The following is a 23,260-nucleotide window of genomic DNA, read 5'->3' on the forward strand; positions in this document are numbered from 1 at the left end:
CCCTCCGCCGCCGGCCGACCCCCGCCCTAGAACCCACAAACCACCCTTGTAGCCCACCCCACAACTAGAGACCTGCCTCACAGTGACACGCCGATTTGTCGGCCATCTCACCCGGGCATATCAGCGTCAAATCCGCAGGCACAGTGGGGATTTGCGCCGACATCGAGCGGCGGTCATCAAGGACTCATCAAGGTTTGAACGGGGGCCGTTAAGACCGCGTAAGGGCACGAGCTATCCGGGCGGCGCATCGGCACTGTGGATCTCGTGGCCGGCACGGTGCCGGCTCGTTCGATGAGGAGATGGTGATGTCGTTGATGTCGTTCGTGAGCGCTCAGCCCGCAGAGCTGACAGCCGCGGCCGGCGAATTGACCGGTATCGGTTCGGCGATGGCCGCCCAGAACGCGGCCGCTGCCCCGGCGACTACCGGTGTGATCCCCGCAGCAGCGGACCCGGTGTCGGCGTTGACCGCCGCACAGTTCGCCGCGCACGCCGGGCTGTACCAAGCGGTCAGTGCCCAGGCGGATGCGGTTCACCAGATGTTCGTCACCACCTTGATGACCAGCGCTGCCGCGTACGAGGCGACCGAGGCCGCCAACGCGATCGCAGCCCGCTAGGTCCACAGTCACGCAAAAGGATTCGAGAAATGTTGGAGTTCGGGGCGTTGCCCCCGGAGATCAACTCTGCCTGGATCTACACCGGCCCGGGACCGGCGCCCATGCTGGCCGCCGCCACCGCCTGGCACGGCCTGGCCGTGGAACTGGGACTGACCGCCGCCGCCTATCAGTCGGTGGTCACCCAGCTGGCCGGCGCGCTGTGGACGGGCCCGTCGTCGGCGGCGATGGTCGCCGCGGTCACGCCCTACGTGGCGTGGCTCAACACCACCGCCGAGCTGGCCGAGCAGACTGCCACGCAGGCCACCGCGGCCGCTGCGGCATTCGAGGCGGCGTTCGCCATGACGGTGCCACCGCCGCTGATCGCGGCTAACCGCAGCCTTTTGATGATGCTGGTCGCGACCAACCTGCTGGGCCAGAACACCCCGGCGATCATGGCCACCGAGGCGCAGTACGCGCAGATGTGGGCCCAGGACGCCGCGGCCATGTACGGCTACGCGGCCTCGGCGGCCGCGGCGGCGCAGGTGACCCCCTTCACCGAGCCCGTCACGAGCACCAGCCCGGTGGGACTGGGCGGCGTCTCCCAGCTGATCTCGGCGGTTCCCTCAGCCCTGCAAGGCTTTTCGTCGCCGCTGCAATCCGGATCGTCGGCCGCGGAGGGGATGCTGAGCAGCCTGCTGGACCCGGCCAACCTGACCTCGATGGCGAGCTCGGGTGGCTCGAACCTGATGGGCGTGCTGTCGAACATGCTGGGCATCTTCGGCAGCGCCGGTGACGGCAGCCCCGCGACATCCGCACTGGCCGCGGCCCCGCTGTATGCGGCCCCCGCTCTGAGCGGCGCGGCGCGGCTGGCCACCTCAGCCGGCGCGCTGGGTACCAGCGCGGGCAAGAGCGCCGGCGTGGTGGCCGGCATGGGGCGGGCGGCGTCGGTCGGACTGTTGTCGGTCCCCCCGGCCTGGGCCTCCACCGGCGCGTCGGTGGGCAACAGCACCACTGCGCTCGCGGGCGCGGCCCTGCCGGCCGCGGCCGAGCGCGGCGCGGGCGCCATGCCCGCCGGGATGCCCATCGCACCGCTCGCCTCACGCACCAGCTCGTCGAGCAACGACAACAACTACGGATTTCGGCCCACCGTCACCATCCATCCGGTGGCGGCCGGCTGAGCAGTGAAAACAGAACAACCCAAGGAGAAAGAACAATGACCACCCGTTTCATGACCGACCCGCACGCCATGCGCGCAACGGCGGCACGTTTCGACGCCCACGCGCAGACCGTGGAGGACGAAGCCCGGCGGATGTGGGCGTCGACGACCAGCATTTCCGGCTCCGGCTGGGGCGGGCTGGCCGAACGCACGTCCTACGACACCATGGGGCAGATGCAGACCGCGTTCAGCAACATCGTCAGGATGCTGCACGACGTGCGCGACGGACTGCTCCGTGACGCCAACCTGTACGAACAGCAGGAAGCTGCTTCGCAGCAGGTCCTGAGCAGCTAACCCAACCACAACAACAAGGAGTAATGGTTCCGATGTCCATCAATTACCAGTTCGGTGATGTCGACGCCCACGGCGCGCTGATCCGCGCCCAGGCCGCCGCCCTGGAGGCCGAACACCAGGCGATCGTGCACGACGTGCTGGCCGCCGGGGACTTCTGGGGCGGCGCCGGTTCGGTGGCCTGCCAGGAGTTCGTGACCGCCCTCGGTCGCAACTTCGCGGTCATCTACGAGCAGGCCAACGCCCACGGGCAGAAGGTGCAGACGGCCGGCAACAACATGGCCGGCACCGACGCCGCCGTCGGGTCCAGCTGGGCCTGATAGCAAACCGTCAATAATCCGCACCAGACCGTTAAGAACTCGTTAACGACACCTCACAGCAGCAGGTCGGGCGAAAAAGTGGAGCCCTAACCCGGGCCCCGTAGGGGCCGGCTTCACACTTCGCGAGGAGCTGTCATGTCGTTCCTGACCACCCATCCCGAGGCGTTGACCGCGGCGGCCGGTGACCTGCAAACGATCGCCGCGGGACTCAACGCTCAGAACGCGGCCGCGGCCAGCCCGATCACCGGGCTGGCCCCGGCCGCCTCCGATGAGGTCTCCGCCCTGCAGGCCGCCCAGTTCTCCGCCTACGGCACGCTGTATCAGCAGATCAGCGCCCAAGCCGCAGCCATGCAGGAACTGTTCATCCACACCCTGCGCACCAGCGCCGAGTCCTACGGACAGACCGAGTCCGCCAACTCCGCGGCGGCCACCTCCACCGCGGGGCTGGGCACCGCGTCCAGCCTGGCGAACGCCGGAACGGGCGCCGCCGCCGACCCGACCTACGGGCTCGGCGGGATCGCCAGCAACTCCGCCATCCTGGCCGCCATGCAGGCCAGCAACCTGGCCTCCGGCACCTCAGCGTTCACCAGCCTGGGCACCGGCTTCATCACCAACCCGTCCGGTGTGGTCCACCACATCAACGGCGCCGCCAACGCCGAACTGGTCGCCCAGACCACACCGGCGGCCGCCGGCGCCCCGGTCGCCGCGGCCGCCGGCCAGGCCGCCCCGGTCAACAAGCTGTCGGCGCCGCCCACCTGGGCCGCCGAAGCCGAACCGGCCGCCACCGCCCGCCCGCTCGCCGCAGCCGGCCCGGCCGCCGAACCGCACGGTGCGGCCACGCTGCCCGCCGGCGCTCCCGTGGCGCCGGCCGAGCGCGGCCGCTACGGGTTCGGCCGCCCGCGCTACGGCGTCAAGCCGGTTGTGATGCCCCGCAAGCCGATCGTCTAGAACGGACTTCGCCGCCATGGATTACGCAGCCCTTCCCCCCGAAATCAACTCCGCGCGCATGTACGCCGGCGCCGGCGCCGCGCCGATGACCGCCGCCGCCACGGCCTGGAACTCCCTGGGCGCCGAACTGGCCACCACCGCGGCCACCTACGAGTCGGTGATCTCGACCCTGACCGAGGAGACCTGGCGCGGCCCCGCCGCCGCGGCGATGGCCGCCGCCGCCCGGCCCTACATCGCGTGGCTCAACACCACCGCCGCCGCCGCCGAGCACGCCGCGGCGCAGGCATCGGCGTCGGCCGCCGCCTACGAGGCGGCCTTCGCGATGACGGTGCCGCCGGCGGTGGTGGCCGCCAACCGGGCCCAGTTCGCCGCCCTGGTGGCGACCAACTTCCTGGGGCTCAACACCGCGGCGATCGCGGCGGTGGAGGCCCAGTACGCCGAGATGTGGGCGCAGGACGCCCTGGCCATGTACGGGTATGCGGCCTCGTCGTCGCTGGCCGGGGTGCTGCAGCCGCTGAACTCCCCGACGCCCGGCGCCAACCCGGTCGGCCTGGCCGGTCAGGGCGCCGCGGTGGCGCAGGCGTCGGCCAGCAGCGCCCAGGACGGGCTGTCGCAGCTGGTCTCCGGGTTGCCCGCGGCCGTGCAGACCCTGGCCGGTCCGGCCGCCGCGTCGCTGCCGGCGCAGGGCGGCGCCGACTTCCTGTCCAACTTCATCGGCTCCACCCAGAACATCGGGATCTGGAACGGACTGCAGACCTACAGCTCGGCGTTGAGCAACGCCGGTGTGTGGCACATGTTCGCCGGCATCGCCAGCGCCATCGCCATCGCGCACGGGCCCGCCGCCGAAGCGGCGGGATCGATGGTGCTGGTGGACTCCGTCGGCGTCCCGGCCGGGGCGGCTTCCGGCGGCGCACCGGTGCTGGCCGGGCTCGGCAAGGCCGCCGCGGCAGGCGGGCTGTCGGTGCCGACCAGCTGGCCCGCAGCGGTGCCCGCCACGGCGACGTCGATTCCCGACAATGCCGCCACCCTGGTCAGCCACGGCTGGACCGACGCCGAGGAGGCCGGAACGGTCAACGCCGTCGGGGCCGGGATTCCGGCCGCGGCCGCCGCGGCGCGCAGCGGCTCGGGGTCGAGCAACCCGCGCTACGGGTTCAAGCCCACCGTGATGGCACGGCCCGTCGCCGCTGGCTGAGGACGCCGTTTGCCGGGATGATGGTCGGGTGAGTGTCGTGAGCCAGCGCCCCCGGCGCGGGGAACTCCGCATCTACCTGGGTGCTGCGCCCGGGGTCGGGAAGACCTACGCCATGCTCGGCGAAGCCCACCGCCGCGCCGAGCGCGGCACCGACGTGGTGGCCGCCGCGGTGCAGACGCACGGCCGCCCCAAGACCGCCGAGCTGCTGCAGGGCATCGAGATCGTCGGCGAGCCCGGCGGCGAACTCGACGTCGACGCGGTGCTGGCACGCCACCCGCAGGTGGTCCTGGTCGACGACCTCGCCCACACCAACCCGCCGGGCAGCCGCAACGCCAAACGCTGGCAGGACATCGAGGAACTGCTCGAGGCGGGCATCACCGTCATCTCCACCCTCAACGTCCAGCAGCTGGAGAGCCTGAGCGACGTCGCCGCCAAGATCACCGGAACCCCCCAGCTCGACACCGTCCCCGACGCGGTCGTGCGCAAGGCCGAGCAGATCGAACTCATCGACATCGCACCGGAGGCCCTGCGCCGCAGGCTGTCTCACGGCAACGTCTATCCCCCGGAGAAGGTGGACGCGGCGCTGGCCAACTACTTCCGCGGCGAGACCCTGACCGCGCTGCGGGAACTGGCGCTGCTGTGGCTGGCCGGGCAGGTCGACGCCGCACTGACCCGGTACCGGGCCGACAAGAAGATCACCGAGACCTGGGAGGCCCGGGAACGCATCGTGGCCGCGGTCACCGGCGGACCCGAATCCGAAGCGCTGGTGCGCCGGGCGTCCCGGATCGCCTCCAAGGCCGGCGGTGAACTGCTGGTGCTGCACGTCCTGGGCGGCGACGGCCTGTCGGGAGCACCGGCCCCGTGGGTGGGCAAAATGCGCCAGCTGGCGATCAGCCTGGGGGCCTCGCTGCACACCGTGATCGGTGACGACGTGCCGACCGGGCTGCTGGAGTTCGCCCGTGACGTCAACGCCACTCAGCTGGTGATCGGCAGCTCCCGGCGGTCGCGCTGGGCGCGCATCTTCGACGAGGGCGTCGGTGCGGCAGTGGTGCAGCACTCCGGCGACATCGACGTGCACATCGTCACCACCGACGCCGCCCGGCCGGGTTTGCGGGCGCTGTCGCTCTCCCCGCCGGAACGGCGCGCGATGTCCTGGCTGGCGGCGGTCGTCGTGCCCTGCGTGATGTGCGCGATCACGGTGGGCCTGCTCGACCGCTACCTGGAGACCGGCCTGAGTGCGCTGTTCTTCGTCGGTGTGCTGCTGGTGGCCCTGCTCGGCGGGATCGGCCCGGCGGTGCTGTCGGCGGTGTTGTCGGGGGTGCTGCTGAACTACTTCCTGCTCGCGCCGCGCCGCGACTTCACCATCGCCGAAACCGACGCCGCGGTAACCGAAGTGGTGCTGCTGTTGGTGGCGGTCGCGGTGGCCGCCCTGGTCGACAGCGCCGCCAACCGGAGCCGGGAGGCCGGCCGGGCCTCACGCGAAGCCGAACTGATGACGCTGTTCGCCGGATCGGTGCTGCGCGGCGCGGATCTGGACACCCTGCTCGAGCGGGTCCGCGAGACCTACGCGCAGCGCTCGGTCAGCCTGGTTCGGGTGTCGAACAACAACGCGACTACCCAGGTGGTGGCCTCGGTGGGCGAGGACCCGTGCACCTCGGTCGAGCTCGCGGACACCTCGATCGACGTGGGCGACAACGAATTCTGGATGCTGATGGCCGGCCGGCAGTTGGCCTCGCGTGATCGGCGGGTGCTGTCGGTGGTGGCGCGGCAGGCCGCGGGACTGGTCCGCCAGGAGGAACTGGCCGCCGAGGCCGACCGCGCCGACGCGGTGATGCGCACCGACGAGCTGCGCCGCTCGCTGCTGTCGGCGGTCAGTCATGACCTGCGCACGCCGCTGGCCGCGGCCAAGGCGGCGGTGTCGAGTCTGCGCGCCGACGACGTCGACTTCTCCCCCGCCGACACCGCCGAACTGCTGGCCACCGTGGAGGAATCGATCGACCAGCTCACCGACCTGGTGGGCAACCTGCTGGACTCGTCCCGGCTGGCGGCTGGCGTGATCCGGCCTGAGCTGACGAAGGTCTACCTGGAAGAGGTGGTGCAGCGCGCGTTGGTCGGAATCGGAAAGCGCAGCAACGCCTTCGGCCGGGCCGGAGTGGACCAGGTGAAGGTCGAGGTCGGGGCGACCGTGGCGATGGCCGACGCCGGTCTGCTGGAACGCGTGCTGGCCAACGTGATCGACAACGCGTTGCGCTACGCCTCCGACAGCGTGGTGCGGGTGACGGCCGGGCGCGTCGGAGACCGGGTGCTGATCAACGTCGCCGATGAGGGCCGCGGCCTGCCGCCGGGCGGCCAGGCCTATGTGTTCGATCCGTTCCAGCGCTTGGGCGACCGCGACAACACCAGCGGTGTCGGCCTGGGCCTGTCGGTGGCGCGGGGCTTCACCGAGGCGATGGGCGGCAGCATCTCGGCGACGGAGACGCCCGGTGGCGGGTTGACCATGGTGATAGATCTGGCCGCACCGGGGGGAGAGAGCTGATGAGCACACGGGTTCTGGTAGTCGACGACGAGCCGCAGATCCTGCGCGCGCTGAAAATCAACCTGTCGGTGCGCGGCTACGAAGTCGTCACCGCCTCGACCGGGGCCGGTGCGTTGCGCGCCGCCGCCGAACAGCGCCCCGACGTGGTGATCCTGGACCTGGGGCTGCCCGACATCTCCGGCATCGAGGTGCTGGCCGGGCTGCGCGGCTGGCTGACGGCTCCGGTGATCGTGCTGTCGGCGCGCACCGACTCCGCCGACAAGGTGGAGGCCCTGGACGCCGGTGCCGACGACTACGTCACCAAACCCTTCGGAATGGACGAATTCCTGGCTCGGCTGCGGGCCGCCGCTCGGCGCAATGCCGCAACCGCCGAGATCGACCAGCCGATAGTCGAAACCTCTTCGTTCACCGTCGACCTGGCGGCCAAGAAAGTCATCAAGAACGGCGGCGAGGTGCACTTGACCCCCACCGAGTGGGGCATGTTGGAGATGCTGGTGCGCAACCGGGGCAAATTGGTGGGCCGCGACGAATTGCTCACCCAGGTGTGGGGTCCGGCCTACGCCAAGGAGACCCAGTACCTGCGGGTTTACCTGGCACAGTTGCGGCGCAAACTCGAAAACGATCCGTCGAATCCCAAGCATCTGCTCACCGAGGCGGGGATGGGTTATCGCTTCGAGGTGTGAATTGCAGGTTTTGAATTCCGTCGGCGCGGATATGCCTTCCGAACCAAGCGGAAGGAGCTATACCGTGATGTTCACCCACATCGCCAAGAAAACAGCCGTGGCAACGGCCGGCCTCGCGGCGGCAGGAATGCTGGCAGTGGCGCCGGCATGGGCCGACCCCCAGGTGGTCGGATTCGGCGACTCGCAAGAAATTCAAAGTCCCGGCGGAGCCATCGATTACACCGTCGAGAACCTGCAGCCCAGCGGGCACAACGACGGGATCTGGTATTCCGATGTCACCGCTCGTGCGGTGAGCGGTTCACCGACACCGAATATCGCCGACTTCAACGCCCGCGCCGTCAACAGCTCGACGTTTGCGGTGATGAAGGGCAACGAAACCGACGGTCTGCCCAACGCGCCTATTGCGGCGGGTAGCCAGACCACTGGCCGGCTTTACTTCGACGTGAAGAACGGCACGGCGCCCGACAGCGTCGTCTACCGCGACGCCACCGGAGTCGACAAGGTCATCTGGAAGCACTGAGTCAGGGCTCGGGCGGCGCGGCCAGATCCAGCACCATGGTGAGCCCGCCGCCCGGTGTCTCGGTGGCGCCGAGGGTTCCGCCCATCGCTTCGGCGAATCCTCGCGCCACCGAGAGGCCCAGCCCGATCCCGGTGGTGTTGTGCTGGTCGCCGCTGCGCTGGAAGGGCTCGAACAGGCGCTCGCCGCCGGGCGGCAGGCCCCGGCCCTGGTCGGCGATGTGGATCACCACCCGGTCGCCGAGCCGGGATGCACTGACCCGCACGGCGCCCGTCGGGGCGTAGCGCAGTGCGTTGTCCAGCAGGTTGGCCAGCACCCGGTCCAGCAGTCCCGCATCGGCCAGCACCACCTCATCGCCCACGTCGACGGCGACACGCTCGATACCGGTACGGCGAAAGCCGGTGTCGCCGCGGCCGATACTGCCCATGGCGTTTTCCACGGCGTCGTCGAGATACACCCGGTGCAACGCCGGTCGCACCGCCCCGGCGGCCAGCCGGGAGGAATCGAGCAGGTTGGCCACCAGGGCGGTGAGCTGGTCGACCGATTCCTCGACGGTGGCCAGCAGTTCGGCGGTGTCCTCCGGTGAGAAGCCGACGTCCTCGGCGCGCAGACTCGACACCGCGGCCTTGGCCGCGGCCAGCGGGGTCCGCAGGTCATGACTGACCGCCGACAGCAGCGAGCGGCGCAGCTCATCGGCGCGTACGACGGCCTCGGCGCGGGTGGCCTCGGCGGCCAGTTCGCGCTGTCTGACCAGCCCGGCTGCCTGTTTGGCCACCGCGGACAGCACCCGTCGGTCACGGGCCGCCAACTGTCTGCCCGACAGCAGCATCCAGAATTCCTCGTCGGCGTCGATCGCGGTGTCGGCGGACTCGACGGTCAACTGGGGTGCCTCGCCCACGGTGGCGATGATCGTGCGCCCGGATTCCGTGCCGTTGGGGGTGCGCTGCCGCAGCAGGCTCACTGCCCGCAGCGCGTAGGTCTCCCGCACGCGTTCCAACAGCGTCGCAAGATCGGCGCCGCGCAGCACCGCCCCGGAGAACAGGGCCAAAAGCTCCGCGTCATGTGAGGCACGGCCGGCCTCGCGGGCGCGTTCGGCGGCACGATCCACCAGCGCCGCGACGGCGACTGCGACCAACAGCAGGACGACCTCGGTGATCGCCGAATCGGTGTCGGCGATGGTGAAACTGTAGCGCGGGTCGATCAGGAAGTAGTTGAGCAGCAACCCCGATATCACCGCCGAAACACTTGCCGCCCCAACGCCGCCCAGCAGCGAGACCACGAGCACACTGACGAAGAACAGCGCGCTCTCGCCGCCCACCCCGAGCAGGGGGTCCAACAGTTTCACGGTGACGGCGCACACCGCCGCGGGTACGAGCGCCGCCGCCAGCCACGGCAGGGCGCGACGTTGCCGGGCAGACATCACCGGCATACGGATGCCGCCCCGGGACTCCTCGTGGGTCACGATGTGGACGTCGATCTTGCCGGACCGGCGCACCACCGTGGCTCCGATGCCCTCCTCGAACAGCCGCGCCCAGCGGGACCGGCGTGACGTCCCGATCACCAGCTGGGTGGCGTTGACTTCGCGGGCGAAGTCCAGCAGCGCGCTCGGCACGTCGTCGCCGACGACGACGTGCAGGGCAGCGCCCAGGCTGGTGGCCAGTTCGCGGATCTTCCCGATCCGCGCGGGCGGCAACCCCGAGTGCCCGTCGCCGGTCAGCACGTGTAGGGCCTCCAGCTCCGCTCCGGACCGCGACGCGATCCGTGAGGCACGCCGGATCAGTGTCTCCGATTCCGGGCCGCCGGTCACGGCCACCACCACGCGCTCGCGGGCCTCCCAGGTGGCGGTGATCTTGTTGTCGGCGCGGTATTTGGCCAGCGCGGCGTCCACCTGGTCCGCCACCCACAGCAGCGCCAGTTCCCGCAACGCCGTGAGATTGCCGCCCCGGAAGAAGTTCGACAAGGCCGCGTCGACTTTCTCGGGCGCGTAGACGTTTCCGTGGGCGAGCCGTCGGCGCAGGGCTTCCGGGGCGATGTCGACGAGTTCCAGCTGCGACGCCTGCCGGACGAACGCGTCCGGCACGGTCTCCTGCTGCTGCACGCCGGTGATCTCGGCGACGACGTCGTTGAGGCTCTCCAGGTGCTGCACATTGAGCGTGGAGATCACCGTGATTCCGGCGGCGAGCAGCTGTTCGACGTCCTGCCACCGTTTGTGGTTGGCGCTTCCCGGCGTGTTGGTGTGGGCCAGCTCGTCGACGAGCGCCACCTGCGGCCGGCGCGCCAGCACGGCGTCGACATCGAGTTCGGGGAAACGCTTGCCGCGGTAGTCGATCCAGCGCGGCGGGACCACCTCGATTCCCTCGAGCAGTTCCTCGGTGTGCCGCCGGCCGTATGTCTCGACCACCGCCGCCACCACGTCGGTGCCCCGCTCCAGCCGCCGATGGGCCTCCCCGAGCATCGCGTAGGTTTTGCCGACGCCGGGAGCCGCACCGAGATAGATGCGCAACTCCCCACGCTTGCAAGGCGAGTCGTAAGGGCTCACAGTTCGATCATCCGCCCCGGCAGCAACCGGCGACAGGGTGCCGGCGGTCCAATTCCAGGTTGACCGCAACCACGCTCACCCGGGCCTGGCCGAGGAATCCCAGCAGTCGGCCGCGCTGATGGGCACCGATCACCGCGCGGACCTCGGCTGCGCTGATGCCCCGCGCTTTCGCGATCCGCTCGGCCTGCAGGTCGGCGTAGGCCGGTGAGATGTCGGGGTCCAGGCCGCTGCCGCTGGCGGTGACCGCATCGGCCGGCACCCGGGGATGCCCGGGCGCGGCCCCCCGGATCGGCACGATGCGGCCGGCCGCATAGTCCTCGCCCGCCTGCGCGCATTGCACACGGACGCCGTGGTATTCGGCCATAAAGGGTGCGCTGCCGGTCTGGCACGGTTCGTTGACGCTGACCACGCGGCTGGGATGGGTGACGGCGCCGTGGGCGTCGCGCGGGCCGAAAACAGCCAGTACCGCGCCCTTTCCGCCCGGCGTGCAGAAGGGCCGCGCCCCGGCCGCCGCACCCAGGCCTTCCGTCTGCGCAATGGCTACGCTGCGCGCGCAGACCTGGCTGAGCAGGCTCGGGTGCGCGGGCCGGTCGACCATGCTTTCCGGGCCCAGATTGCTTGCCCCGCTTGCCAGGGTGTCGTAGCCGGTTGCGCTCGGCCGGCTCTGCAGATACTGGGGCAACGGGCGGCCGGCGGCGTCGGTGAACGACTGCCCGATCAGGGCGCTGGCGACCGGCTGGCCGTCCACGGTGATCAGCGAGCCTTCGGCGCGGCCGTGCAGACCCGGGATCTGCGCCACCAGCCAGACACCGATCGGGTAGCCGATGCCCAGGATGGCGGTCAAGACCAGCAGTGCCCGCAGCGCCACCAGGTGGCCCCGGATCGCGTCCGTCATTCTCATCTCAGGCCATCCCGGGTAGCAGCTGCACCAGCAGGTCGATCAGTTTGATGCCGAGGAACGGGGCCGCGATGCCGCCCAGGCCGTAGACCGCCAGGTTGCGGTTGAGCAGCGCGGACGCGCTGCCCGCGACGTAACGCACTCCACGCAGCGCCAGCGGGATCAGGGCGGCGATGATCAGCGCGTTGAAGATCACCGCCGACAGGATCGCCGACTGCGGACTGTGCAACCGCATCACGTTGAGCAGGCCCAGTCCCGGAAAGATCGCCACGAACAGTGCCGGGATGATGGCGAAGTATTTGGCGATGTCGTTGGCGATCGAGAACGTGGTCAGCGCACCCCGGGTGATCAGCAGCTGCTTGCCGATCTCCACGATCTCGATGAGTTTGGTGGGGTCGGAGTCCAGGTCCACCATGTTGCCGGCTTCCTTGGCGGCGCTGGTGCCGGTGTTCATCGCCACCCCGACATCGGCCTGTGCCAGCGCCGGGGCGTCGTTGGTGCCGTCGCCGGTCATCGCGACCAGCCGACCGCCCTGCTGCTCCCGTTTGATCAGCATCAGCTTGTCTTCGGGGGTGGCCTCGGCAAGGAAGTCGTCGACCCCGGCCTCATCGGCAATCGCCTTGGCGGTCAACGGGTTGTCGCCGGTGATCATCACGGTCCGGATGCCCATCCGGCGCATGGCGTCGAACCGCTCGCGCATGCCCTGCTTGAGCACGTCGCGCAGGTGAATGACACCGAGCACCATGGCGGGTCCGCCGACGAGCACTTCGGCGACCACCAGCGGGGTGCCACCGGCGGCGCCGATACCGTCGACGATCTGGCCGAGTTCGGTGGGGATCTCGCCGCCGTGGCCGCGCACCCAGTCCGCCACCGCATGGGTGGCGCCTTTGCGCAGTTGGCGTCCGCCGATATCCACGCCGGACATGCGCGTCAGCGCGGAGAACTCGACCCAGGTCGCGGCCGTCAGTTCGCCCGGTGTGCGGGTACGCAGCCCGTAGGCCTCTTTGGCATAGACGACGATCGAGCGCCCCTCGGGGGTTTCGTCGGCGAGGCTGGACAGCTGGGCGGCGTCTGCCAGTTCGGCGGCGCTGACCCCGGTCAGTGCAAGGAACTCCGAGGCGTGCCGGTTGCCCAGGGTGATGGTGCCGGTCTTGTCCAGCAGCAGGGTGTTGACGTCGCCGGCGGCCTCCACCGCGCGGCCGGACATGGCCAGCACATTGCGCTGCACCAGCCGGTCCATGCCGGCGATCCCGATGGCGGACAGCAGCGCCCCGATCGTGGTGGGGATCAGGCAGACCAGCAGCGCCACCAAGACGATGCCGCTGACGCCGTTGCCGTTGAGCGCCGCGGTGTCGGCGACGCCGGGATTGTCGGCCTTGGAGTAGATCGCCAGCGGCTGCAGAGTGGCCACGGCGATCACCAGGATGATGCTGAGGGCGGCCAGCAGGATGTTCAACGCGATCTCGTTCGGGGTCCGTTGCCGGTTGGCGCCTTCGACCAGCGCGATCATCCGGTCGACGAAGCTGTGTCCGGGTAGCTGGGTGATCCGAACCACGATGCGGTCCGAGAGCACCCGGGTTCCGCCGGTGACCGCCGAACGGTCTCCGCCGGACTCCCGGATCACCGGCGCCGATTCGCCGGTGATCGCGGATTCGTCCACCGAGGCGATGCCCTGCACCACGTCGCCGTCGCCGGGGATGATCTGGCCCGCCTCGACCACCACGACGTCTCCCCGCTGCAGCAGTGGTGCCGCCACAGCCTCCTCGATACCGGGTGTGGTGGGGGTCCACCCGCGAAGCCGGCGCGCGACCGTGTCGGACTTGGACTTTCGCAGCGCGTCGGCCTGCGCCTTGCCGCGGCCTTCGGCGACCGCTTCGGCCAGGTTGGCGATCACCACGGTCAGCCATAGCCAGCCCACGGTCAACCAGCCGAACCAGCTCGGATCGCCCATCGCCAGCACCGTCGACCACACGGCGCCGATCTCGACGATGAGCATCACCGGGTTGCGCCACAGGGTGCGGGGATCGAGCTTGCGCAGCGCGGCGGGCAGCGACCGGGCCAGCAGGGCGCGGTCGATCAGTCCGCTCGGCACCTGCCGGTGCTCGGTCTGCGGTGGCGGGGAGGCCGCCAGGGCCGAGCGCATGTCAGTGCAGCCCTTCAGCCAGCGGACCCAGCGCCAGCGACGGCAGGAAGGTGAGCGCGACCAGGATGACCGTCACGCCGACCACCAAGCCCACGAACTGCGGTCTGTGGGTGGGCAACGTGCCGATCGATTCCGGAGTGCGTCCCTGCGCGGCGAGCGCCCCGGCCAGCGCGAGCACCATGATGATCGGCACGAATCTGCCGATGAGCATGGCGATTCCCAGCGCCGTCTCGTACCACGTCCCGTCGGCCGCCAACCCGGCGAACGCCGAACCGTTGTTGTTCGCCGCGGAGGTGAAGGCATACAGCACCTCGGACAGTCCGTGCGGCCCGGTGTTGCTCATCGCCGAGCGCGGTCCCGGCAGGGCGATCGAGATGGCCGTGCCGGCCAGCACGACCACCGGCATCACCAGGAAATAGCTTGCCGCCAGCTTGATTTCGCGCGCCGTGATCTTCTTACCCAGGTATTCCGGGGTACGCCCCACCATCAGACCGGCGACGAACACGGTGATCACGGCAAGGATCAGGAGTCCGTAGAGGCCGGAGCCGGCGCCGCCGGGCGCCACCTCCCCGAGCTGCATGTCGACCATCGTCATCAGGCCGCCCAGACTGGTGTAGGAGTCGTGCGCGGAATCCACCGCGCCGGTGGACGTCAGCGTGGTGGCAGCGGCGAAGACCGCGGAGTCGGCGACCCCGAGACGCTGCTCGACCCCTTCGCCGGCGGCCCCGACCGCGGTGGGAACGGTGCCGTGGTGCGCCAGCTGCGACCAGCTGAGCAGGCCGACGCCGATGACGGCCAGCACCGTCATGACGGCGACGATGGCGTGCCCCTGCTTTGCGCTGCCCACCATGCGCCCGAACGTGCGGGGCAGGGAGAACGCGACGACCAGCAGCAGAAAGATCTCCAACCAGTTGGTCCACGCGGTGGGGTTTTCGAAGGGATGCGCGGAGTTGGCGTTGTAGAAGCCACCCCCGTTGGTGCCCAACAGCTTTATGGACTCCTGGCTGGCCACCGGGCCGCCGGGAAGGGTCTGCGGCGCGCCCGCGATCGTGGTCAGGGTCTGGTCTTCGACATGGAAGTTCTGGACGACGCCGCCGGCGATCAACACAATGGCGGCAAGAGCCGCGATGGGCAACAGGATGCGCAGGGTGCCGCGGACCAGATCAACCCAGAATGAGCCCAGCACCGCGGTGCGCCGTCGCGCGAAGCCGCGCACCAAGGCGATGGCCACCGCCATCCCGACCGCCGCGGACACGAAGTTCTGCACCGCCAGGGCGGCCATCTGCACCAGATGCCCCTGGGTGGATTCACCGGCGTACGCCTGCCAGTTGGTGTTGGTGACGAAGCTGACCGCGGTGTTCCACGCCAGCCCGGCAGTCATCGCGCCCGCCGCATGGGGGCGATGCAGCACCAGCGCGCCCTGCAACAGCTGCGCCGCGAAGACGAACACCACGCACACCGCGGAGAAAGCCAGCACACTGCGCGCATAGCCGACCCAGGTCTGCTCGCGCCCAGGGTCCACACCCACCATGCGGTAGATGAATCGTTCACCGCGGGAATGTGTTTCGCGGCTATATACCCGGTGCATGTAGTCCCCCAGCGGGGCGTGCACGATAACCAGCGCCACCACCAGCGAGGACAGGAACACCGCCCCGGAGGCTGCCGTAGTCACCTAGAACCGTTCCGGGAAGAGCAGCGCCGCGACCAGCAGCGCGAGCACCAGAACGGTCAGTGCCAGACCGACGGCGTTGGCGACGCTCACAGTCGCTCCACCCACGTCAGCACCGCGCCGAGCAGGGCGAAGAGCACCACCGTCAGGATCAGGTACGCAACGACAGCCACGTGGTCTCCTTCTCGGGAACCCGACTGCCCTGAAGCTAGACCCGGCCAACCGGCACGGCGGTGGCCGTTGACGCTTTCTTTACGCTCGACGCGGCGTCCTTAACGGCTCAATTACGCTGCGGCCGCGTCCGACCCGGCGGGGCCACTAGGCGATCGACAACACGATGCCGTCCAGGATGTCGTGTTCGCTGACCACCAGCTCGCCGATACCGGCGCGCTCGGCGAAGATCCGGGCCAGCTCCTGGACGACGATCGCGCCGCCGCCGATCACGTCGACACGGCCGGGATGCATCGGACCCAGCGCGGCCCGCTCGGCACGGCTCATCCCGATCAGCCGGTCGCAGACCGCCGAGAGCTCGTCGAAGCCGGTATGCGACAGGTGGATCACCGTCGGGTCGTACTTCTCGAGACCGAGCGCCAACGCCGCCAGCGTCGTCATGGTGCCGGCCACCCCCACCCAGGTCCGGGCGCGCTGGACGGGCACGGCCGCGACCGCTTCGCCGAGCAGTCCACGGACCATGTCGCGGGCAGCCGAAACCTCGGCGGCGGTCGGCGGGTCGGAATGCAAGCACCGCTCGGTGACCCGGACACAGCCGACGTTCGCCGAATAGCTGGCCACTACCCCGTTCTCGGGATCCCCGAGCACCACCTCGGTGGATCCGCCCCCGAGGTCCACGACCACGAATGGCCCGTCGGCGCTGTCCAACTCGCCGACCGCGCCGCGGAAGGACAGTTGCGCTTCCTGCGCCCCGGTGATGACCTCGGCCACCGCACCCGGTACCGCTCGGCCCAGCGCCTGCGCGGTCATCGCGAAGAACACGTCGCGGTTGGCCGCGTCCCGGGTGGCCGAGGTGGCCACCATCCGCACCCGTGAAACACCGTGGGCCAGCAGCAGATCAGCGTAGTCAGCCAGCGCTGCGCGGGTGCGTTCCAGTGCCTCGGGGGCGAATCGCCCGGTCGCGTCGACGCCCTCGCCCAGCCGCACGACACGCATCTCACGATGGATGTCGCGCAGTCCGCCATTCACCGGCTCGGCGATCAGCAGCCGAATCGAGTTGGTGCCGCAGTCGATTCCGGCCAGTGCGTTCATGTGCGCCGCTCCGCAGCAGCACCGCGCTCTGCGCCGTCAAGGGCGCGTGTCATAGCCAGTCCTGCGGGGCCAGGATGCCCGCCATCGCCGGTTCGGCCGCCAATATCGCCAGCGCCTCGTCACCGAACGGGTTGACCCCGCGGCCCTTGGCCAGCGCATGCGCCATCAGCACGTGCAGGCATTTCACCCGGTCGGGCATCCCGCCGCCGGTGAACGTGGTGCCCAGCGGCTCGATGGCATCCCGTTCGGCCAGATAGGACTCGTGTGCGGCCCGGTAGCCGGCGGCCAGCTCGGGATCGTGCTGCAGCCGCTCGGTCATCTGCGCCATCAGGCCCGAGGACTCCAGCCGGCTGGCCGCGGCGGTCAGCGCCGGGTGCGTCAGGTAGTACAGGGTGGGAAACGGTGTTCCGTCGGGCAGCTTCGGGGCGGTCTTGACCACGGCGGGCTCGCCGTTGGGGCACCGGTAGGAGATCTCCAGGACGCCGCGCGCCTCGCGGCCCAGTTGCCGGCTCACTGCGTCCAGGTCGGCCGGATCAACCACCGGGCACCACCGGTACGGGCGGGGCGGGCAGCCCCGGCGGACCGGGCGGTCCCGGGGGGCCCGGCGGCACCGGCGCGGGGTGGGGTGCGTCGGCGATGGTGTGCCACAGCGCGGTGTACCAGGGATCGTCGCTGGCCAGGGCCGGGGAGTCGGTGCCCGGTTCGCCGGGCATCTCCGGTGCGCCGGGCAGCTGCACCTGGTAGGGGATCTCGCCGGGCATGACGAAGCCCAGGCGCTGGCGGGCCTGCGCCCGGATGTGCGCGGGATCCTCGAGGTTGGCCTTCTGCTGCTGCAGGTCGCTGATCTGGCGGTGCAGGGTGTCCTCCAATTGGGACTGCTGTTTCATCTCCGCGTGCTGGGCGAAGAAGGTACGGACCGGACCGGCGAGGGTCAGGGTGAGCACGCACATCACCGCCGCCAGGATCACCGCCCGCCGGGCGGTGAACCCCACCCGCAGCTCCGAGCTCTGCTCGGCGGCCGCCGCGATGGCGCGTCTGACCGCTCCGGCCGGTGACGGCGACGGGGCTCGCGAGCTACTGGTCCCCCGGCGTACCGCCGGCGCGCGGCGCGGGCGCGCCCGTCCGTTTTCTCCGCCCCGTCCCGGCCGCGATGTCGCGGCGCGCCGCTTGGCGTCGGGCCGTTTCGGATCGGACATGGCAGCGGCCCCTGGCTGCTACTTGCTCTCCGGGGCGTAGCGGGGGAAGGCCAGCTCGCCGGCATAGCGGGCGGCGTCGCCGAGTTCCTCCTCGATACGCAGCAGCTGGTTGTACTTGGCCACTCGCTCGCTGCGGGCCGGAGCGCCGGTCTTGATCTGACCGCTGCTGACGGCCACCGCCAGGTCGGCGATGGTGGTGTCCTCGGTCTCGCCGCTGCGGTGGCTCATCATGGTGCGGTAGCCGCTGTGGTGGGCCAGGGTGACCGCGTCCAGAGTCTCGGTCAAGGTGCCGATCTGGTTGACCTTGACCAGCAGCGCGTTCGCCGCGCCCCGCTCGATGCCCTCCTCGAGACGTTCGGGGTTGGTGACGAACAGGTCGTCGCCGACCAGCTGCACGCGGTCGCCGATCGCCGAGGTCAGCGACACCCAGCCGTCCCAGTCGTCCTCGGACAGCGGGTCTTCGATCGACACCAGCGGGTAGCTGTCGAGCAACGAGGCGTAGAACTCGGCCAGCTGCTCAGCGGTGCGGTTCTGCTTCTCGAACGCGTAGCCGCTGCCCTCGGTGTAGAACTCGGTGGCCGCGACGTCGAGCGCCAGCGCCACATCGCTGCCCAGGGTGAGGCCGGTGGCCTCGATCGCGGTGCTGATCAGGTCCAGCGCGGCGGTGGTGCTGGCGACGTCGGGGGCGAAACCGCCCTCGTCGCCCAGGCCGGTGGCCAGGCCCTGCTTCTTGAGCACGGCCTTGAGCGAGTGGTAGACCTCCGCGCCCCAGCGCAGCGCCTCGGCGAAGTTGGGTGCGCCGATCGGGGCGACCATGAACTCCTGGACGTCGACTCCGGTGTCGGCGTGCGCGCCGCCGTTGAGGATGTTCATCATCGGCACCGGCAGGATGTGGGCGTTGGGTCCGCCGAGGTAGCGGTACAGCGGCAGCGCCGCGGAGTCGGCTGCGGCCTTGGCCACCGCCAGCGACACCCCGAGCATGGCGTTGGCGCCCAGCCGGGACTTGTCCGGCGTGCCGTCGAGGTCCACCAGCGCCTGGTCGACCAGCCGCTGGTCGTCGGCGCTGATACCGATGACCACCGGCGCGATCTCGTCCAGCACCGCGCTGACCGCTCGCTGCACGCCCTTGCCGCCGTAGCGCGCGCCGCCGTCGCGCAGCTCCACGGCCTCGTGCTCACCGGTGGAGGCACCGGAGGGCACCGCGGCCCGGGCGAAGGTGCCGTCCTCCAGCGCGACCTCGACCTCGACCGTGGGGTTGCCGCGGGAATCGAGGATCTCGCGGGCGCCGACCTGCTGGATGATGGGCACTGACTTCTCCTTGAGCTGGGTGGGGACTGCGTTGTCCTAGTGAGGGCCTGCTGGGAGCCTAGCCCGTACCGGACGCCTCACAGCGGGCGACCGGCTGCGTATGCCGCGGCCCAATCCCGGACGGCGCGGGCGTAGATCTCCGACTGGTTGTAAGCCATCAGTGCGGTCATCCAGCCCTTGGGGGTGGCCAGATCCTTACCGCGCCAGCACAGATATCCGGCCGCCGACAGCGCGGCGTCGTCGATGTTGTCCGGGCTGATGATGCCGTCGTTGTTGGCGTCGACGCCGTAGAGCCGCCAGGTCTCCGGGATGAACTGCATCGGGCCCATCGCGCGGACGACGCCGTCGTCGTCGGCCAGATCCGGCTGGACCTCCTCGACGATGTGCAGATTGCCCCCGGAGCCGTCGAGCCGGACCCCGCGGATCTTGGGCCGCACATCGCCGTTGCGTGCCACCGTGGCGTTGTTGTAGTGCCCGTGGTGACTCTCGATCTGGCCGATACCGGCCAGTGTGGTCCAGCCCAGGTGGCAGCCGGGGTTCTCCACCTCGGCGACCCGCGCGGCGTAGGCGTAGGCCTCCAGCGCGGTGATCGGTATGCCCAGCAGCGGGGCCCGTTCGGCGGCCCACTGATAGAGCTGGTCGGCGGGCCGGCCGGACGCCAGATCGGTGCTGACCGGCGGGACCGGGTCACCCGGTGGCGGCGGGACGCCCTGCGGGATCGGGTTGCCGAGCTGCCAGCTGCAGCTGGATGCCAGCAGGACAGCCGTCCCGCCCACCACGGCAGCCGTCCGCAGCCAACGTAGCGCCGACACCGATCTCCCCAAGCTCGAAACTCTGGTTACCCGTCCATCGTTCCATGACTGCTCCGCCGACGGCGGCTCTGACCGGGCTACACGCCCGGCCGAATCTTGGCCCGCCCGCGCGGACCCGGCGGTCTAACCGGTCAGCTCACCGTGCTGGGGCTCGGCGAGCAGCGCGTCACGTGCGCGGGCGACCCGGGACCTGATGGTGCCCACCGGGCAGCCACAGACCTCGGCGGCGTCTTGGTAGGACAGCCCGAACAGCTGGGTCAGCAGCAATGCCTCGCGCTGATCGGTCGACAGCCCGGCGATCAACGCGGTCACCTCGACGACGTCTTCGAAGCCGCGAGTGGGCCGGTCACGGTCGAGCAGCAGTTCGGGGTCGATTCCCGGTGCGGTGCGCGGACGCGACTTGAGGTAGCGGATGTGGTCGGCCACCACCCGCCGGGCAATGGCCAGCAGCCAGGTCCGGGCGCTGGAACGGCCGGCGAACCGCGGGATCGCGCTGATCGCCCGCAGATAGGTCTCCTGGGTCAGGTCGTCGGCGCTGACACCGTCGAACAGGTAGGCGACAAAGCGCCAGACGTCGCTCTGGGTGGCTTTGATGAACGATTCCAGCGCACGCGCGTCGCCGGCCGCGGCAGCTACGGCGAGTGCGGTGACAGCGTGGTCGTCGACTCGCTCAGCTCCCGCCATGGACGACAACTTTAGACCCGGGTTCGCGACCTGATTACGACGCATGGTCGTAGAGCCGCCCGCGTGGTTGACCGACCGCAGATGACGGCGCCGGGGGCGGGCGACTGCCGCCACCGCAGCACTGCCCGCGGCGGGCCCGTCGGCGTCTTCACGGGCCGCGCGCGGGTGCGAGTCACCGACCCGTTCCCGCGTCACCAGCAAAGCGAACACCAAACCGATCAGCACCGGCAGGTGGCTGGCGACACGCGCCGTCGTCACCTGTCCGTGGTAGGCGTCGATGGCCACATAACCGCCCAGTGCCAGCGCATATACTCCCGAGATTGCCGCAACGCCGACCGCCAGGGAGGGCCAGACGCCGGCGGCGATCATCGCCCCGCCGAGCGCCAAGAGCCATGCGGTGGACTCATGCAGCAAATGCGCGCCGGTGGCTGCTCCGTGGCCGTGAGACGAGACCATGCCGAAGTGCACGCCCGCGATCTGAGCCAGCGCCATCGCCACCTGCAGCGCCCCCACCGCGATCAGCGCCAGCCGTCGCACGCCCCAGTGCGCCCAGCGGTCATCACCGGAAATCCCGGTGACCGACGTCACTCCGGCGGCCGCCAGGATCTGGGCCGCCAGGTCGGGGCCGGCTTCGGTGCCGTGGTCGATCTCGCTGAGCCGCCGGGCCTGGGCAGCCGCTCCGACCAGCCAGCGCCGGCAGCTACGGCACGACGCCAGGTGCATGTCCACCTGCTGGGCGGGCAGGCCTTGCTGCTCGCCGTCCAGCAGCGACGACAGAGTTTCGCGCACTACCTCGCACCGCATGCCGACATAGTCGCTCATTCGGCGCCCGGACACAAAGGTTGATTCGAACGGAACCGAACCGGACCTCGCCGCGACTACTCAAAGAGCAAACTGAATCGCAGACATGTGAGGAGAGGTGTTCGATGACCGCACCCGTCTGGTTGGCCTCGCCGCCGGAGGTGCACTCGGCACTGCTGAGCGCCGGCCCCGGGCCCGGTCCGCTGCTGGAGTCGGCGTCGGCGTGGACGGCGATGAGCGCGGAATATGCCGAGGTGGCCGCCGAGCTGGACGCGGTGCTGGCCGGCGTGCAGGCCAGCACCTGGCAGGGACCCAGTGCCCTGGAGTACGCGGCTGCGCACCAACCGTATCTGAGCTGGCTGGCCGAGAGCGCCGTCACCAGCACCATCGCGGCCAACCTGCACCGCACGGCGGCGGCGGCCTACACCACCGCGCTGGCCGGCATGCCCACGCTGGCCGAACTCGCCGCCAACCACGCCGTGCACGCCACGCTGGTGGCCACGAACTTCTTCGGCATCAACACCATCCCGATCGCCCTCAACGAAGCCGACTACGCCCGCATGTGGGTGCAGGCCGCGGAGATGATGACGCTCTACCAGGGCATCGCCGGGGCCGCACTGGCCTCGGTTCCGCTGGCCGCGCCCGCACCGCCGATTCTGGCGTCGGCCGCCGAGGCCGCCCCACCGGTGAGCTGGGAACAACAAGTCGCCGATCTGCTTCGGCAGTACAACATGGGCTTCGCGGACCCGATCGCCAAGTGGCTGTGGTCGCTGCTGGGGGTCGACGGATATCCGATCGAGGCGTTCCCGTTCGCCAGCTCGGTCAGCCAGATGCTGCTGCAGATTCCGGGCATGTCCCCGATTCTGGCCGGGGCCCTGGGCTGGACCACCTTCCACACTTTGACGCTGCTGTGGCCGCTGGGGCAGATCGCGGTGCAGATGGCGATCCCCATCGTCCTGGCCTCCGCGCCCGCCCTGGCCGCCGCCGCCGGGCTGGGTGCGCTCGGCGCTATCGGCGCGGTGGGCGCGCTCGACCACATGCCCGAGCCGTCGCCACTGCCGGTGGCCGGTGCCGCCACACCGGTCGCCGCGGGCGCCCCCGTGCCGGCAGGTGCCGCGGCCTCCCCCTCGTCCGCGCCGATCTCCTCGGCCGCTCAGGCCGCGCCGGCCAACGTCAGCGCCGGGATGCCGGCGGGCGGTGCGGCCGGCGGCGGGCCGGGTGTCGGTTTCGGGCCGACCTCCGGCATGTATCTGGTGAGCAGCGTTGCGTCGCCGGCGCGGCGCTCCAGCGGTGCGCGGCGTTCCCGCGGTGCCGAGGAGGATGCCGCCGAAGACCAGGACGCGCCCGCCGACGCCGCGGGGCTGACGCTGGCGCAGCAGCGCCGCCGGCGCCGGCGCGCCAAACAGCGCGGGTTCGGCGACGAGTACATGGACATGAACGTCTCGGTGACCCCGGACTGGGACGCGCCGCCGGCGACGGCGAGCGCCTCGGCTTCCGGCGCGGGGCCGTTGGGCTTCGCCGGGACGGCCGCCGACGGGCGCCGGCAGGCCGCGGGCATCGCGGTGCTCACCGGCGACGGACTCGACACCGAGCCGCGCGTGCCGATGCTGCCGGGAGGCTGGGACGAGCGCTCGGCCTGAGCACCGACACA

Annotated in this window: 21 protein-coding genes and 1 pseudogene; 10 read left to right on the forward strand and 12 right to left on the reverse strand. The window is 70.4% G+C overall.

From position 1 onward, the window contains the following. The first annotated feature begins 314 nt into the window (after positions 1-314). The 9 genes from AWC02_RS11970 (at position 315) to AWC02_RS12010 (ending at position 8,299) form a co-directional block, all read left to right on the forward strand. Positions 315-614 carry a PE family protein gene (locus AWC02_RS11970; RefSeq protein WP_085129118.1) on the forward strand — a complete coding sequence of 100 codons (300 nt, stop codon included), beginning with the start codon at positions 315-317 and terminating at the stop codon, positions 612-614. Between the two features lie 29 nt (positions 615-643). Beyond that, positions 644-1,771 carry a PPE family protein gene (locus tag AWC02_RS11975; protein ID WP_085128984.1) on the forward strand — a complete coding sequence of 376 codons (1,128 nt, stop codon included), beginning with the start codon at positions 644-646 and terminating at the stop codon, positions 1,769-1,771. A 35-nt stretch (positions 1,772-1,806) separates the two neighbouring features. Next, positions 1,807-2,103, forward strand: coding sequence for a WXG100 family type VII secretion target (locus tag AWC02_RS11980; protein WP_085128985.1), 297 nt, complete (start codon positions 1,807-1,809; stop codon positions 2,101-2,103). A 32-nt stretch (positions 2,104-2,135) separates the two neighbouring features. Then, entirely contained in the window at positions 2,136-2,420 is a 285-nt protein-coding gene (locus AWC02_RS11985) for a WXG100 family type VII secretion target (protein WP_085129119.1), read from the forward strand. A gap of 135 nt (positions 2,421-2,555) precedes the next feature. Continuing rightward, positions 2,556-3,368 carry a PE family protein gene (locus AWC02_RS22890; RefSeq protein WP_085128986.1) on the forward strand — a complete coding sequence of 271 codons (813 nt, stop codon included), beginning with the start codon at positions 2,556-2,558 and terminating at the stop codon, positions 3,366-3,368. A gap of 16 nt (positions 3,369-3,384) precedes the next feature. Beyond that, positions 3,385-4,560 carry a PPE family protein gene (locus tag AWC02_RS11995; RefSeq protein WP_085128987.1) on the forward strand — a complete coding sequence of 392 codons (1,176 nt, stop codon included), beginning with the start codon at positions 3,385-3,387 and terminating at the stop codon, positions 4,558-4,560. 28 nt (positions 4,561-4,588) lie between these two features. Further along, complete coding sequence (locus AWC02_RS12000) at positions 4,589-7,096, forward strand: sensor histidine kinase (protein WP_085128988.1); 2,508 nt, start codon at positions 4,589-4,591, stop codon at positions 7,094-7,096. After that, on the forward strand, positions 7,096-7,779 hold the full coding sequence (locus AWC02_RS12005; RefSeq protein ID WP_085128989.1) for a response regulator: 684 nt from the start codon (positions 7,096-7,098) through the stop codon (positions 7,777-7,779). The genes AWC02_RS12000 and AWC02_RS12005 overlap by 1 nt, the downstream gene beginning before the upstream one ends. Positions 7,780-7,846: 67 nt before the next feature. Further along, the gene (locus AWC02_RS12010; RefSeq protein WP_419179249.1) at positions 7,847-8,299 is read left to right on the forward strand and encodes a DUF1942 domain-containing protein; all 453 of its coding nucleotides are present in this window, start codon (positions 7,847-7,849) and stop codon (positions 8,297-8,299) included. Between the two features lies 1 nt (position 8,300). On the opposite strand, the gene AWC02_RS12015 is transcribed toward AWC02_RS12010, so the two are convergent. The 12 genes and pseudogenes from AWC02_RS12015 to AWC02_RS22600 form a co-directional block, all read right to left on the reverse strand. Further along, positions 8,301-10,835 (reverse strand): sensor histidine kinase, encoded by a 2,535-nt coding sequence (locus AWC02_RS12015; protein WP_237160442.1) that lies wholly within the window; start codon positions 10,833-10,835, stop codon positions 8,301-8,303. Between the two features lie 7 nt (positions 10,836-10,842). Next, the gene (locus AWC02_RS12020) at positions 10,843-11,736 is read right to left on the reverse strand and encodes a potassium-transporting ATPase subunit C (protein WP_085128992.1); all 894 of its coding nucleotides are present in this window, start codon (positions 11,734-11,736) and stop codon (positions 10,843-10,845) included. A 1-nt stretch (position 11,737) separates the two neighbouring features. Beyond that, positions 11,738-13,876 (reverse strand): potassium-transporting ATPase subunit KdpB, encoded by a 2,139-nt coding sequence (gene kdpB, locus AWC02_RS12025; RefSeq protein ID WP_085128993.1) that lies wholly within the window; start codon positions 13,874-13,876, stop codon positions 11,738-11,740. Between the two features lies 1 nt (position 13,877). Then, positions 13,878-15,548 carry a potassium-transporting ATPase subunit KdpA gene (gene kdpA / locus AWC02_RS12030; protein ID WP_085128994.1) on the reverse strand — a complete coding sequence of 557 codons (1,671 nt, stop codon included), beginning with the start codon at positions 15,546-15,548 and terminating at the stop codon, positions 13,878-13,880. Next, a complete protein-coding gene (locus AWC02_RS12035) occupies positions 15,549-15,638 on the reverse strand; it encodes a potassium-transporting ATPase subunit F (RefSeq protein WP_085128995.1) in 90 nt (29 codons plus the stop codon). It lies immediately after the preceding gene. A 225-nt stretch (positions 15,639-15,863) separates the two neighbouring features. After that, complete coding sequence (locus AWC02_RS12040) at positions 15,864-16,808, reverse strand: Ppx/GppA phosphatase family protein (RefSeq protein WP_085128996.1); 945 nt, start codon at positions 16,806-16,808, stop codon at positions 15,864-15,866. A gap of 49 nt (positions 16,809-16,857) precedes the next feature. Beyond that, a complete protein-coding gene (locus AWC02_RS12045) occupies positions 16,858-17,349 on the reverse strand; it encodes a DUF501 domain-containing protein (protein ID WP_085128997.1) in 492 nt (163 codons plus the stop codon). Further along, positions 17,342-18,004, reverse strand: coding sequence for an FtsB family cell division protein (locus AWC02_RS12050; protein ID WP_085128998.1), 663 nt, complete (start codon positions 18,002-18,004; stop codon positions 17,342-17,344). Before AWC02_RS12050 ends, AWC02_RS12045 begins: the two co-directional genes overlap by 8 nt. Positions 18,005-18,022: 18 nt before the next feature. Next, the gene (gene eno, locus AWC02_RS12055; RefSeq protein WP_085128999.1) at positions 18,023-19,312 is read right to left on the reverse strand and encodes a phosphopyruvate hydratase; all 1,290 of its coding nucleotides are present in this window, start codon (positions 19,310-19,312) and stop codon (positions 18,023-18,025) included. Between the two features lie 77 nt (positions 19,313-19,389). Continuing rightward, positions 19,390-20,124: a lytic transglycosylase domain-containing protein gene (locus AWC02_RS12060; protein WP_085129000.1), complete on the reverse strand. Its 735-nt coding sequence runs from the start codon at positions 20,122-20,124 to the stop codon at positions 19,390-19,392. Positions 20,125-20,247: 123 nt separating this feature from the next. After that, positions 20,248-20,808, reverse strand: a complete 561-nt coding sequence (gene sigC, locus AWC02_RS22595; RefSeq protein WP_237160452.1) for an RNA polymerase sigma factor SigC — start codon at positions 20,806-20,808, stop codon at positions 20,248-20,250. 174 nt (positions 20,809-20,982) lie between these two features. After that, a pseudogene (locus AWC02_RS22600) lies at positions 20,983-21,630 on the reverse strand (DUF2275 domain-containing protein); the annotation flags it as partial. A gap of 104 nt (positions 21,631-21,734) precedes the next feature. On the opposite strand from AWC02_RS22600, the gene AWC02_RS12070 reads away from it, so the two are divergent. Then, positions 21,735-23,249: a PPE domain-containing protein gene (locus AWC02_RS12070; RefSeq protein ID WP_085129001.1), complete on the forward strand. Its 1,515-nt coding sequence runs from the start codon at positions 21,735-21,737 to the stop codon at positions 23,247-23,249. Positions 23,250-23,260 lie beyond the last annotated feature (11 nt).

It is taken from the genome of Mycolicibacter engbaekii (assembly GCF_002101585.1).
Taxonomy (GTDB): Bacteria; Actinomycetota; Actinomycetes; order Mycobacteriales; family Mycobacteriaceae; genus Mycobacterium; species Mycobacterium engbaekii.

What these genes read in the sequence shown, in the direction of transcription:
- AWC02_RS12010 (WP_419179249.1), top strand. Translation starts at nt 7,847, where the DNA reads ATGTTCACCCACATCGCCAAGAAAACAGCCGTGGCAACGGCCGGCCTC.
- AWC02_RS22890 (WP_085128986.1), top strand. Translation starts at nt 2,556, where the DNA reads ATGTCGTTCCTGACCACCCATCCCGAGGCGTTGACCGCGGCGGCCGGT.
- AWC02_RS11995 (WP_085128987.1), top strand. Translation starts at nt 3,385, where the DNA reads ATGGATTACGCAGCCCTTCCCCCCGAAATCAACTCCGCGCGCATGTAC.
- AWC02_RS11980 (WP_085128985.1), top strand. Translation starts at nt 1,807, where the DNA reads ATGACCACCCGTTTCATGACCGACCCGCACGCCATGCGCGCAACGGCG.
- kdpB (WP_085128993.1), bottom strand. Translation starts at nt 13,876, where the DNA reads ATGCGCTCGGCCCTGGCGGCCTCCCCGCCACCGCAGACCGAGCACCGG.
- AWC02_RS12005 (WP_085128989.1), top strand. Translation starts at nt 7,096, where the DNA reads ATGAGCACACGGGTTCTGGTAGTCGACGACGAGCCGCAGATCCTGCGC.
- AWC02_RS12070 (WP_085129001.1), top strand. Translation starts at nt 21,735, where the DNA reads ATGACCGCACCCGTCTGGTTGGCCTCGCCGCCGGAGGTGCACTCGGCA.
- AWC02_RS11975 (WP_085128984.1), top strand. Translation starts at nt 644, where the DNA reads ATGTTGGAGTTCGGGGCGTTGCCCCCGGAGATCAACTCTGCCTGGATC.
- AWC02_RS12050 (WP_085128998.1), bottom strand. Translation starts at nt 18,004, where the DNA reads ATGTCCGATCCGAAACGGCCCGACGCCAAGCGGCGCGCCGCGACATCG.
- AWC02_RS12020 (WP_085128992.1), bottom strand. Translation starts at nt 11,736, where the DNA reads ATGAGAATGACGGACGCGATCCGGGGCCACCTGGTGGCGCTGCGGGCA.
- AWC02_RS11985 (WP_085129119.1), top strand. Translation starts at nt 2,136, where the DNA reads ATGTCCATCAATTACCAGTTCGGTGATGTCGACGCCCACGGCGCGCTG.
- AWC02_RS12040 (WP_085128996.1), bottom strand. Translation starts at nt 16,808, where the DNA reads ATGAACGCACTGGCCGGAATCGACTGCGGCACCAACTCGATTCGGCTG.
- sigC (WP_237160452.1), bottom strand. Translation starts at nt 20,808, where the DNA reads ATGGCGGGAGCTGAGCGAGTCGACGACCACGCTGTCACCGCACTCGCC.
- AWC02_RS11970 (WP_085129118.1), top strand. Translation starts at nt 315, where the DNA reads ATGTCGTTCGTGAGCGCTCAGCCCGCAGAGCTGACAGCCGCGGCCGGC.